General features: G+C 49.3%; 13 protein-coding genes. 2 read left to right on the top strand and 11 right to left on the bottom strand.

Annotation, left to right across the window (positions count from 1 at the left end):
* Position 1: 1 nt before the first annotated feature.
* The gene (locus D5E69_RS23405; protein WP_200843169.1) at positions 2 to 151 is read right to left on the bottom strand and encodes a hypothetical protein; all 150 of its coding nucleotides are present in this window, start codon (positions 149 to 151) and stop codon (positions 2 to 4) included.
* Positions 152 to 253: 102 nt separating this feature from the next.
* On the opposite strand from D5E69_RS23405, the gene D5E69_RS16370 reads away from it, so the two are divergent.
* Positions 254 to 709, top strand: a complete 456-nt coding sequence (locus D5E69_RS16370) for a universal stress protein (RefSeq protein ID WP_048006350.1) — start codon at positions 254 to 256, stop codon at positions 707 to 709.
* 41 nt (positions 710 to 750) lie between these two features.
* Here the strand turns inward: D5E69_RS16370 and argH are convergent, their stop codons facing one another.
* Both argH and D5E69_RS16380 read right to left on the bottom strand, forming a co-directional pair.
* Positions 751 to 2,130, bottom strand: a complete 1,380-nt coding sequence (gene argH / locus D5E69_RS16375; protein ID WP_159129922.1) for an argininosuccinate lyase — start codon at positions 2,128 to 2,130, stop codon at positions 751 to 753.
* A complete protein-coding gene (locus D5E69_RS16380; RefSeq protein WP_048006352.1) occupies positions 2,127 to 3,341 on the bottom strand; it encodes an argininosuccinate synthase in 1,215 nt (404 codons plus the stop codon). Before D5E69_RS16380 ends, argH begins: the two co-directional genes overlap by 4 nt.
* A 169-nt stretch (positions 3,342 to 3,510) precedes the next feature.
* Between D5E69_RS16380 and D5E69_RS16385 the strand changes: the two genes are divergently transcribed.
* Positions 3,511 to 3,810, top strand: coding sequence for a hypothetical protein (locus tag D5E69_RS16385; RefSeq protein ID WP_048006353.1), 300 nt, complete (start codon positions 3,511 to 3,513; stop codon positions 3,808 to 3,810).
* A gap of 37 nt (positions 3,811 to 3,847) precedes the next feature.
* On the opposite strand, the gene D5E69_RS16390 is transcribed toward D5E69_RS16385, so the two are convergent.
* The 8 genes from D5E69_RS16390 to sppA form a co-directional block, all read right to left on the bottom strand.
* Positions 3,848 to 4,681: an EcsC family protein gene (locus D5E69_RS16390; protein ID WP_048006354.1), complete on the bottom strand. Its 834-nt coding sequence runs from the start codon at positions 4,679 to 4,681 to the stop codon at positions 3,848 to 3,850.
* Positions 4,682 to 4,931: 250 nt separating this feature from the next.
* On the bottom strand, positions 4,932 to 6,125 hold the full coding sequence (locus tag D5E69_RS16395; protein WP_079516619.1) for an acetate kinase: 1,194 nt from the start codon (positions 6,123 to 6,125) through the stop codon (positions 4,932 to 4,934).
* A gap of 1,755 nt (positions 6,126 to 7,880) precedes the next feature.
* Entirely contained in the window at positions 7,881 to 8,867 is a 987-nt protein-coding gene (locus D5E69_RS16400; RefSeq protein WP_187427096.1) for a class I SAM-dependent methyltransferase, read from the bottom strand.
* 123 nt (positions 8,868 to 8,990) lie between these two features.
* Positions 8,991 to 9,491 (bottom strand): thiol peroxidase, encoded by a 501-nt coding sequence (gene tpx, locus D5E69_RS16405; protein WP_048007463.1) that lies wholly within the window; start codon positions 9,489 to 9,491, stop codon positions 8,991 to 8,993.
* A gap of 129 nt (positions 9,492 to 9,620) precedes the next feature.
* Positions 9,621 to 10,076: a GerW family sporulation protein gene (gene ytfJ / locus D5E69_RS16410; protein WP_048007462.1), complete on the bottom strand. Its 456-nt coding sequence runs from the start codon at positions 10,074 to 10,076 to the stop codon at positions 9,621 to 9,623.
* Positions 10,077 to 10,091: 15 nt separating this feature from the next.
* A complete protein-coding gene (locus tag D5E69_RS16415) occupies positions 10,092 to 10,802 on the bottom strand; it encodes a DUF2953 domain-containing protein (RefSeq protein ID WP_048007461.1) in 711 nt (236 codons plus the stop codon).
* Between the two features lie 224 nt (positions 10,803 to 11,026).
* A complete protein-coding gene (locus D5E69_RS16420) occupies positions 11,027 to 11,509 on the bottom strand; it encodes an RDD family protein (RefSeq protein WP_048007479.1) in 483 nt (160 codons plus the stop codon).
* Between the two features lie 62 nt (positions 11,510 to 11,571).
* Positions 11,572 to 12,579 carry a signal peptide peptidase SppA gene (gene sppA / locus D5E69_RS16425; RefSeq protein ID WP_048007460.1) on the bottom strand — a complete coding sequence of 336 codons (1,008 nt, stop codon included), beginning with the start codon at positions 12,577 to 12,579 and terminating at the stop codon, positions 11,572 to 11,574.
* Between the last annotated feature and the right edge of the window lie 49 nt (positions 12,580 to 12,628).

The raw sequence follows: 12,628 nt of genomic DNA on the forward strand, positions 1-12,628 counted from the left end.
GTTAATCTTCTTTCTTCTCCTCGGTATCATAGCGTCCGTCTTCGGTACCGACAACGCCGCTCGTGTAAGAATCCATGATCTGCTGGCTCACCTGTTCGCTTGCCCCTTCATCATAGGAAAGCGTTTGTTTGTTCTCATCTTTTTTCATCATGTTCCCTCCTCTTGTCATAGGAAATTCCACCTTATTGTTTGAAAATTCGTTACAGATATACGTGGGAAAATATAGTATGATTAAGAAAAGGAGGGGTTGAAGATGGGTTTGAAATATCGTGATATTTTAGTGGCTGTAGATGGATCAAAAGAAGCGGAATGGGCTTTCAAAAAAGGAATTGCCATTGCCAAGAGGAATGATGCTGTCCTTTCACTGTTACACGTCATCGACACTCGGTCTTATGCCGCCATCGACTCCTATGATCACACCATCGGGGAACGGGCCATCAAGTATGCAGAAGAGCTGCTGAGAGAGTATAAAGCCAATGCGGAACGATGCGGCCTCACCAAGATCCACACCTATGTAGAATACGGATCACCCAAAGTGGTCATACCGAAGAAAGCCTCCGAAAAAGGAAAAGATCTCATCATTTGCGGGGCAACCGGCCTTAACGCTGTGGAACGTTTCCTGATCGGCAGCGTCTCCGAACATATCACGAGGGCTGCCAAATGCGACGTCCTTGTAGTCCGGACCGAAGAGCCCGATGAAGAAGAGTAACACATACAAAATCCCCCTGAAAGCGATTCAGGGGGATTTCTTTATTTTGTCACCAATGCACCTTTGGCTTTTTCAATTTGGATCTTCACCTGTTCAAAGCCGGTACCGCCATATGAATTCCTGCGCTTCACGGCTGCTGAAGGGGCGATGATGTCATAAATGTCGCTTTCGATCAGTTCTGAATGCTGTTGATACGTGGCAAGGGTCACATCCTTCAGGTAGTATCCCTGCTCGATACAATGAAGCACCAGTTTCCCTACGACCTCATGGGCCTTACGGAACGGCATGCCTTTGGCCGCAAGATAATCGGCAAGCTCGGTCGCGTTGGAAAAATCGGTACCGACCGCTTCTTCCATCACGTCTTTATTCACCTTCATCGTATCCATCATGCCCGTAAAGATCTTCAAGGAGCCGATCACTGTCTTGACCGTATCGAACATCCCCTCCTTATCTTCCTGCATGTCTTTGTTGTAGGCAAGAGGCAACCCTTTCAACACCGTAAGGAGCGATAGAAGGTTTCCGTTCACCCTTCCCGTCTTTCCGCGGACAAGCTCGGCCATATCCGGGTTTTTCTTCTGGGGCATGATGCTGCTTCCCGTCGTGAAGCTGTCATCGAGCTCGATAAAGTGGAACTCCTCCGTCGACCAGAGGATGAACTCTTCTGCGAGGCGCGAAAGATGCGTCATGAGGATGGCACTGTTGCTTAGGAACTCCAAGATGAAATCCCGGTCGCTCACAGCATCCAGGCTGTTTTCGTATACTCCGCTGAATCCAAGGAGTTCGGCCGAGTAAGCCCGGTCGATCGGGAAGGTTGTCCCGGCCAATGCCCCTGCTCCAAGAGGGGATAGATCGATACGCTTCATGGAATCTTTCAGGCGCTCCTTATCACGATCAAGCATCCAATAGTACGTCATCAGATGGTGGGCGAATGAAATCGGCTGGGCACGCTGCAGATGGGTGTACCCCGGGATCATCGTCTCGATATGATCCTCGGACTGTTTCACGATGGCCTCCTGGAATTCTTCGATCAGCCCGATGACCTCCTCCACCCTTTTCTTCAGGAAGAGATGCATATCTGTGGCGATCTGGTCGTTCCGGCTTCTTCCGGTGTGGAGCTTCCCTCCCACCTCTCCGACCGTATCGATCAGGAGTTTCTCCAGATTCAGATGGATATCCTCATACTGAGTGGAGAACTCAAGGCTGCCTTCTGCAGCCTTCTCCTCCAGTTCATTCAATCCCCCAAGGATCTGATCGGCTTCTTCAACCGACAGGATCCCGCATTTTTTCAGCATGGTGACATGGGCCTTGCTTCCCTCGATGTCTTCCATGACCAGTTCCTGGTCGAATGATATGGACGCATTGAATTCATCCACCCACTCTTCAGGTTTTTTCGTAAAGCGTCCTCCCCATAATTTCATCATAGGGTGACCTTTTCCTTTGCCGGTTTGTTCACCATGGATGAGACTTTCGTCGGAAGACCCCAAAGCTTGATGAATCCGACAGCGGCATCATGGTCGAATTGATCGGCTTTCGTATACGTCGCAAGGTTTTCGTCATACAGGGAATTCGGGGACATTCTTCCTTCCACGATGGCATGGCCTTTGAACAATTTCACACGGACGGTCCCGTTCACGAACTGTTGGGATTCATCGAGGAACGCCTTCAAGGCTTTGTTCAACGGTGAGAACCATAGTCCTTCATAGATCAATTCGGTCATTTTCTTCTCGATGACCGGCTTATAATGGGCAAGTTCCTTCACAAGGGTCAGATCTTCCAGCTCTTTATGTGCCTTCAGCAACGTGATCGCAGCCGGGCATTCATAGACCTCGCGGGACTTGATGCCGATGAGGCGATTTTCCACATGGTCGATACGGCCGACACCGTGCTTGCCTCCAAGGACATTCAGCTTGGCAATGAGTTCATGAAGCGGATAAGGAACAGAGTCCAGTGCGACCGGCACCCCTTTATCGAAGGTGATTTCCACCGTGTCGGCTGTATCAGGTGCTTCCTCGATGCTCACTGTCAGATCATACGCATCTTCAGGCGGTGCTGCCCAAGGATCTTCCAGGACGCCGCACTCATTGCTTCTTCCCCAGAGGTTCTGGTCGATGGAATACGGAGAGTCAAGGTTGATCGGAATCGGAATCCCTTTCTCTTTCGCGTACTCGATCTCTTCTTCCCTTGACCATTTCCATTCACGTACCGGTGCAAGTACCTCAAGTGAAGGATTCAACGCTGCGATGGAGACTTCAAAACGAACCTGATCGTTCCCTTTTCCCGTACAGCCGTGAGCGACTGCCGTCGCATTCTCCTGCTCCGCAATCTCCACGAGTTTCTTGGCGATAAGCGGTCTGGACAGGGCCGACACCAACGGATATTTCCCTTCATAAAGAGCATGGCTTTGCAGGGCCAGCAGGGCAAATTCATCCGCGAATTCTTGTTTCGCATCGATCACATAGCTTTTGGATGCGCCGACCTTCAATGCTTTCGATTGAACGAAATCAAGATCCTTTCCTTCCCCGACATCCAGGCAACATGCAATGACTTCGTATCCTTTTTCTTTCAACCACTGAACTGCAACTGACGTATCTAAACCACCTGAGTAGGCTAAAACCACTTTTTGATTCAACATAATTCCCTCCAATAAATCTTCTCGATTGAATAAATATTCTTTAAGTTGAATTAATATTAGCATCTATTGCGTATTTATTCAACACTTATTCACGAATTTGTATAAATTCTTCGAATCCTTCCGTGAAATCGTGTAGGATGGAAATGAGTCTACGAAATGAGGGATCACCATGATCAACTTTAAAACAGATGAGCGCTTGAAGATCCGGTTGCCCGACCTGACCCGGGACTGGCACGAGTACCCTCCCCATCAGCAACAAAGGATTCTGATTGAGTGGGAAAAGATCCGTGGCACCATCCCCGATCGCATCAAGGAGCTCGAATGGGAAATCGAGACGCTGCTGACCGACTTGTCAGAGGAAGACGATTTCGAACGCTCGTGCCTGATCAATGAACGCATCAGCGACCGGGCTTCAGCCATCAACGATCTATGGATCTGGTATCGGACCAATCCGGAAATCCATGCATAAAAAAACGACGGAGAATTCTCTCTCCGCCGTTTGCGTTTCAGCTTTTCTTTTCTCTTAAATACCTGTACTGATAATACTTCTCTGCAAATGCCGTGATCCTCCTGGACAGCTGATAATTGGAGCCCGCCCCGATTGCCATGGAGATCAGGGGCAGCCCCGACCATTTCTTGCCCTTGAACATGGAAATCGCCAGTGCCTTCATCGATTGCTTCAGCGTCCCCTCAAGCCAGGTATAATCCGTCAGCTGTTCGGATCCGTCAAAGAAATACGTTGACCCCTTGCTCTCCAGGTCCTGAAGAAGATCGTCCCATGCCTCGGCCTGCAGCCTGGCAGGCAGGGTGGCCGCGTGGAACACCTTCAGGGAAGTCATCGTTTCAAACGGCGTCTGGACGTCGCAGCCATAGGACGCAGCGATCAGCTGGATGGAACGAAGATTGATGACGGCCATCGCAGGAAGATCAGAGCCGAGAGCCACCAAGCCGCCTGTGCCGGTGATCCCCCCTTGGACAAGGGAGTAGAGGCGGTGACGTCCCGCATGCTGTTCAGCGATATAATGCAGCTGATCAATGGACAGGACAGCAAGATCATCCACCACCTGGATATCGGGGTTAAAGGTCCGGGCAGTGGACAAAATCCGTTCTTTGGCATCGTTTTGCATCTGCGACCCTTGGATCAGGGAGTGCAGTTGAAACAACCAGCCGTCCAAGCGCTGAAAAAATGATTCCTGCACCTCTTCAGGCACCGCTCCAAAGGCCGTGTCCAACCATTTCACATATGTAAACTCGAGGTCATTTGCTTCATAATCGTACAAATCACGTTTCCAAGCCTTGATAGAATCCCATACCTGTTGATCTCTCTCAGACCAGCTCACTCCATCCACTCCTCGCACAAACTAGATTTGCCTTAAGTATATCACACTCATTTTGGAAATCAGCCCGAAAATGCTGGTGGAAAATCAAGTGGCGACTCCATTTTTGACCCATTTCATATCATTTCACCGCACTCTCTCTGTTAATCCGACATTCCACCTTCCCGTCTTCTACTTTTTTTCTTAAATCAGTCAATGTTACGCGGAATAAGAAAAAGCCTTCACCCGGTCTGGGTGAAGGCTCTGGCAGCGATCAGATATCGCCTTTTTCAAGAACGTCACGGGCGATCATGACTTCTTCGTTGGTCGGGATGACCATGACTTTAACCGGTGAGTGAGGGTAGCTCAGGAATGTCTCTTCCCCGCGCGTCGTGTTGCGTGCAGGATCCCAATAAACACCCATGAACTCAAGGCCTTTAAGGACCCTTTCACGAACGATCAAGCTGTTTTCACCGATTCCTGCAGTGAAGACAATGGCATCGACCCCGTTCATGCGTGAAGCATATGAACCGATGTATTTGTGGATGCGGTTAGCGAATACGTCAAGAGCAAGCTCAGCACGCTCGTTTCCTGCTTCCACTCCATCCTGGATGTCGCGAAGGTCGCTTGAGAATCCGGAAACACCGAGGATCCCTGATTTTTTATTCAACACGTTCAACACTTCATCAGCCGTTGAATCGGTCTTTTCCATAATGAAGGGAATCAACGCCGGGTCGATATTACCTGAACGTGTACCCATTGCCACACCCGCAAGCGGAGTGAAGCCCATGGATGTATCGATGGATTTACCGCCTTCGATCGCTGCGATACTTGCCCCATTACCCAAGTGACAAGAAATCAGGCGAAGCTGCTCTTTCGGGCGACCGAGCATTTCAGCAGCACGCTCAGAAATATATTTATGGGATGTACCGTGGAAGCCGTATTTGCGGATTCCGTATTTCTCATAGTACTCATATGGCAGGCTGTACAGGAATGAACTTTCAGGCATCGTCTGATGGAAAGCTGTATCGAACACAGCAACAGCCGGCACGTTCGGCAGGATATTTCTGAACGCTTGGATCCCTGTCAGGTTCGCCGGGTTGTGAAGCGGTGCAAGCTCTGAAAGCTCGTCGATTTTTTCCAATACTTCATCGGTGATGAGCACGGATTCATTGAATACTTCCCCGCCGTGTACAACGCGATGACCGATTCCTTCGATTTCATCAAGAGAAGAAATGATGCCGAAACCAGTGAGCTTGTCCAAAAGCATTTTAACAGCCACTTCGTGATTCGGAATATCAGTGATTTCTTCGTTTTTCTCGCCGTTTACAGAAATGGTGAAGACGGAATCCTTCAGTCCGATACGCTCAACGAGTCCTTTTGTGATGACGGTTTCTTCCGGCATATCAAAAAGCTGAAATTTCAAGGAAGAACTTCCAGCGTTAATTGCAATGACTTTTTTTGCCACGGTATATCGCTCCCTTTATGTTTGAATCTCTTCATTTATTTTGTTCCATGAACGAATTTTTATCTCTCAATTCCTCATTTAATCACTAGCCCACCCCCATTTCAAGAAAAAGCTTGAAATGACATCGGTTACATGTTAAATTAATTATTTTCCCAAAATTTAAATAACGGGTGCAGGGGTCTTTTTTTCAATTAATTCAGCTAATTCATCCTGGAACAAGGACCGGGTGGATGGGGATTTTGTTCTCCTTGGAAGGGAAATGGATGTGGGGACCGTTCCTTTTCGCTGCGGGCGCCTGCTTTCCTGCGGGGAGGGCATCAAGCGCCACTCATTCTATTCCAATGGAGTCAAGCGACCACCGCTTCAATTCACCCTTTGCTTTTTGATGAGGGATCGGTAATTGGAGGCTGGTGGCCCAACCTCTTGCTAAACATAAATAATTGGCGGTTTATGTATTTATGTATACATCCTTGAAATTCATGGGAGGTTTCGTTTTGCATCGATATGAAAGGGGGCAGGGACCGTTCCTTTCCGCTACGGGCGCTTGCTTTCCTGCGGGGAGGGCGTCGAGCCTCCTCGTGTCTGCGGGGTCAAGCGCCCTCCGCTCCAATCCACTATTTGCTATATAAGAGAGTCCCATGATTTTTATTCAGGCGTGAGTTCCAATCTCTCCACCTTTGCAGTAAGTTTGGACCTTGGAACGGCAGACATCAGAATGAGAATCGAGCCCCTTTCATTTTCAAAAGAAACATCTTAAAAAAAGTAGGACCACTTCAACTTACAAACAGGTTCTATCAACACCCTTCTCCTCACAAAAGTAAGAATCGCCAAAATCGAGACCTCCTTTTCCCCAAAGAGTGCCTCGCAGCGGAGGACAGCCGACTCCTACGGGAAAAGTGGGCAGGGTGAGACCCCGCAAGCATGAGGAGGCTCACCGCACACCCCGTGGAAAGCGGCTGTCCGCAGCGGAGAGGCACGGACCCTTCATCATCAAACACCCTTCTCAAAAAGAGAGTGTTTTTTGGATAGACCAGAGATTCTGTTGAAACTACCAAGGCTCTCTTCCTCTCACTTGATAAGGAGGTCCCGAATGATACCCAACTTTTCATACCAGAGTGCCTCGCAGCGAAGGACAGACGACTCCTACGGGAAAAGTGGGCAGGGTGAGACCCCGCAAGCATGAGGAGGCTCACCGCACACCCCGTGGAAAGCGGCTGTCCGCAGCGGAGAGGCACGGACCCTTCATCTTTAAACTTTCTTATCAAAGAGAGAAGGACACGAGATTCCCATTAGTTTAAAGGGATGCTTATATCACGATAAATCCATATGAGGTTACAAGCAGGCTCTATCCTCTCACAATGTACAAATCAGCATATCCTCCTCTTCCCCAAAGAGTGCCTCGCAGCGGAGGACAGCCGACTCCTACGGGAAAAGTGGGCAAGGTGAGACCCCGCAAGCATGAGGAGGCTCACCGCACACCCCGTGGAAAGCGGCTGTCCGCAGCGAAGAGGCACAGACTCCTTCATCTTTAAACTTTCTTATCAAAGAGAGAAGGACACGAGATTCCCATTAGTTTAAAGGGATGCTTATATCACGATAAATCCATATGAGGTTACAAGCAGGCTCTATCCTCTCACCGCACACCCCGTGGAAAGCGGCTGTCCGAAGCGGAGAGGCACGGACGCCACCCCATCAAACACCATTCTCAAAAAGAGAAACAAAAAAAAGGCCGCTCACAAGCAGCCTTTCATTCGATCATCGTTTATTTTCAGTCAGCCATCCATCGATCTTACCAAGGATGTCCTGCAGCGCTCTCTGGTTGGACAGGCTCGGAAGCTGTGCCAACAGGATTTCTTTCGGCGCCTCCACCCCTTCACCCTTCTTCTGAAGGATCAAGATGCTCTTGGCGGACTGCTTATTCTTGAATAGGGACAGGGGCAGCTGTAGAAAGCCCTGGATATTCGCCGTTTCATTCAAGAAGTTTTGAAGCTGAGGTGCAAAAGGAGACTCAAACAAATTGTTCGGGACGATAAAGAACAGATAGCCTCCTTCTTTTGTGTGCTTCAGGCTCTGCTCGATAAAGAGATGATGGGCATACGAATGACCCTCATCCGCCTGCAGCTCATAGTCCTTCGCCCTCGTATCATTCGGATAGTATCCGATTGGAAGGTCACTCAGGACAAGATCCACGGGATCGATCATGAGCGGTTCAAGGGAATCCTGGTTGAAGAGCTGAAGGGGATGCTTTTGCAGGTTGGCTCCTACATAGGCAAGCTTGATCAGCACGTCATCGATCTCCACGCCGACGGACTCGGTCTCTTTCCCTGTCAGGTGGTTCAGCACCGTCGTCAGGAGATTACCTGTTCCAATCGCCGGGTCCAGGACCTTGAGCGTCTCCATTCCTTCGGTAAAACGGTTCACCAGATAGCTGATGAACATGCCTAGGGAATCCGGCGTCATTTGGTGATTCGGCTGGACATTTTCTTTCATCCCTTTCAAGATGGCAAATTGGAAGGCTTTCCGTATATCCTCATCTGCCGTATGCTCAAGCTTCAGTTCCGCATATTTCTTGGATAATCGCTTCTTCGTGAGCTCGCTGAGTTCATCTTGAAGGATTTCTTCCTGAAAGAGGTTCTCCCCTGTTTCAGCGACTGCCTCCAGATAGGTACAGTTCAGCTCCTCCTGAAGCAGGGTGGAGGTTTCATCGAGTATGCCGAATAGTGTTTCGACTGGTGAATTCATCATGTACGTTCATTCCTTTTCACGGTTTGGTGCTTTTATTGTAACGTGGGCATCGCCTTTTGTAAAAACCAGACCCTTTTTGCGGCAAAAAAGGATGCTGGCCGGGGCCAGCATCTGATGTCATTATTTTGCGTTTTTAACCGCTTCGATCGCCGCTTCATAGTCAGGATGATCGGTTGCTTCGCTTACATATTCTGCGTAAGTCACTTCATCGTTGCTGTTCACGACGAATACGGCACGTGCCAACAGACGGAGTTCCTTAATATATACGCCGTATGCTTCACCGAAGGACAGGTCACGGTGGTCAGAGAGGGTTTGGACATTCTCGATGCCGTTGGCCCCGCACCAGCGCTTTTGTGCGAAAGGTAGATCGACGGAAACGGTAAGGACTTCCACATTGTCGAATTTCACTGCTTCTTCATTGAATTTTCTTGTTTGGGCGTCACAAACGCCTGTGTCGATGGAAGGAACGACAGAGATCAAACGCACCTTGCCTTTTGAATCCTGAAGTGTCACTTCTGACAGATCGTTGGCCAATACGGTAAAGTCAGGTGCTTGATCCCCTGCTTTGACTTCGCTGCCTACGAGTGTGACAGGATTGTTTTTGAATGTGATTGATGCCATTATGTATTCCTCCTTTAAAATAGGTTGTACTTCTTCATAGTACAGAAAAGGGGGGAAGGTGCGCAACTGTTATGGCTTACCCTTTTTGGAAAGGAAATGAGGCATGCAGGAATCTGCACGCCCCATGGCTTAAAAGTCTACATTTTGTTTATGGTGATCGGGCCCGTGCCCATCATGGTCTTTCTTCAGCATGCTTTGGATCTTTTCGATGGCACCTGGTGCAAGATCGAGAAGGCGATCAAGGAGGTGGGTATTTTCATCAAGATGAAGCATTTTGATGCCCCTTGAGCTGACGATCAGAAACGCGATCGGGGTGATGGATACCCCTCCACCGCTTCCTCCTCCGAAAGGTTGCTGCTTCGGACCGGACTGTGGCTTGTCTCCATTGTCTCCGCCTTTACCCTTGCCGTCGATGATGAATTCACTGCCGCCTGCAGCAAATCCGAACCCGACTTTCGATACCGTCAATATCACGCTTCCGTCCGGTGTTTCGACTGGGTCGCCGATGATCGTATTCACATCGATCATTTGTTTCAGATTTTCCATGGCGGTGGTCATTAATCCTTCAATAGGATGTTCACTCATGCCAGTTCCTCCTTATTATACTGAATGTTTTTCACCTGAGATGGTGGACAAGGGCCTGGTTTTGAACGCTGCCCTGCCGCCCCTCCAAAAACGAAGTATCTTGAAACCTACGAGGATAGCATTCCCAATTCTAAATTGGATGATACATGAAAATCTGGTTTGGATGATCGCTTGTTGAAAGTCGGGCACCACCTGCAGATCCGGCATGGACTGAAGTCTTATGTACCCGCTCATGAGACTGATGATGCTTCCTTTCAGCCCCCATATCGCCCCTGTGAAGGATCCTGTGGCAGCGGCATCACCCGTGCCGATCTTCGTATGCCAGATGACATCATCCATCTTTACTTTCTTCATGAAATGCCGGATGATCCGGTGCAGGGACCGTACATGGACGAGGAGTGTTTTCGTATCTTTGAGGCTATTCATGAATTCAGAAGGGGTCACCTTTTTCTTTTCCTCTTTTTCCTTACTGGAAGAGCCGGCATCTCCTGCCTTCTTCTTTTCTTCCAGGACGACATTGGGACCATCATCATCGACTTTCACCATGGGGATGTCGATCGTATATTTAAGGATTCCATACCAGGCCCTGAGCATCACCTTGAAATGATCATTATCATTTCCGTGATAGAGGGATACGGTAATGGTCAGTTTGGTTATAAAAATGATTACTAATAATAGCAGCAGCAACGCAGCGAGGATCAGGAGGGTCCATACCCACCAGCTCATATCCATCACACCCCTTCAACTTCCCATTATCGCCTCTCCGATTAAGATTTAAACCTTCCAAACCTTCCATTTTCCTTCTCCCCTTACCTGTCCCCCCTCTCCCATAAGGGTGAAGGGCAATCAGAAGGCGTCGTTCGATACCCCCCCCCTTAACGACGGCACGGCGCATTTCACTTCCGTCTGCACAAAAAAAGAGAGCATCCAGACGGATGCTCTCCATTGATTCATGTTTGTACCGGTGTGAACTCCAGCTTTCTTTTCTCCTGTACGACCGTTGTATCGGCGAAAAGATCATGGATCCCCTGCTTTTTCGTGGTGAAGGCGACAACCACATAGAGGATGAAGAAAGTGCCGGAGATAAAGCGTCCGATCAGCTCCCTGAAGAGGACGGTTCCCCAGTCGAGCTTCTGCCCGTTGATTCCCACCACTTTGACGCCGAACAGCATCTTCCCGAGTGTCTGGTGGAAGAACTTCGTCATGAGAACGAAGTAAGCATAGAAGACGATGGTCGTCAGGATGGTGTATGGAGCGAACATGGAGCTTCCCATCGGGATGTCCAGCAGCTTGAATACAGGTGTCACAAGGAGGCGTGTTACGCTTCCGATCACAATCAGGTCGAGGATGTAGGCCCAGAACCTGATCCAAAAACCTGCCAGGAAAAATCCTTTGGCCGGGGGCCGGGGTTCGGTTGTTTCTTCTTTCGACATCTCCCTTTCAGGAAAGGGCACGCCGTCTTGTTCATATACGTCACTCATCAGTCAAGCCCTCCTTACTCAGAATATAGATACATCAATCGTGGTGCATTCGGTTGGGAGAGGATCTTGGCAAGGGCCGTCGCTTCCATGTCCCCTCCGATCATTTTCTTCGCTCCCATGTTGAAGAGCCCTGCGAAGGATTCGCCTGAGGAATAACGGAAGACTTCTGCGTCTTTCAGCTTGTAATCCTTCTTCATGGCCTCAACAGTGTCTTCGTAATAACCGAATTCATCGATGAGGTTGACTTCCTTCGCCTGCTGTCCGTCATAGATCCGGCCGTCGGCGATTTTCTTCACCTGTTCTTCCGACATGTCACGGCCGCTTGCGATGACGTCCACGAATCCTTCATAGGAATTATCGATCATGGACTGCAGGATATCCCGCTCTTCATCGGTCATCTCCCTTGTCGGGCTCATGATATCTTTGTATGGTCCACTTTTGATCGTCACGAAGTCGACGCCGTATTTCTCAGCAAGCTCCGAGTAATTGATGCCCTGCATGATCACCCCGAGGGAGCCGGTGAGGGTTTCCTTGCTGGCGAAGATCTTGGTGGCAGGGGCAGATATGTAGTAACCACCTGAGGCGGCCGTGCCTCCCATGGACACATAGATCGGTTTCTTCGTGTCTTTTTTGATTTCTTCAAGCTTTTTGTGGATCTGGGCGCTTTCCACCACTCCTCCACCAGGTGAGTTCACCTTCAGGATGATCCCTTTGACCGAGTCGTCCTGTTCAACGGCGTCGAGCTGCTCCAGGAATGACTGATGGTTATAGCCCGCACTCTCGAACAGCGAGCCCGCTCCTCCTGTATCCTGTATGACTCCGTTTACTTCGAGTACGGCGATCCGATTTCCGGACGAACCGGTTTCCAATACTTCTTCGTTCAGGGTCGAGTCCATGCTAAGGATATCTTCCCAGGCACTTGTGAAATCACCCTTCACTGCCGATGTGGCGAAATTGACGATGACCGAGACAAAGAACAGTCCGGCTGCGATTCCAAGTGCAATCCATCTTTTTGCATTCATGTTGTATAATCCTCCCTTTCTCATCCTATCTTATGTAAGGATATCTTTA

This window comes from Rossellomorea marisflavi (assembly GCF_009806575.1).
GTDB classification, from domain to species: domain Bacteria; phylum Bacillota; class Bacilli; order Bacillales; family Bacillaceae_B; genus Rossellomorea; species Rossellomorea marisflavi_A.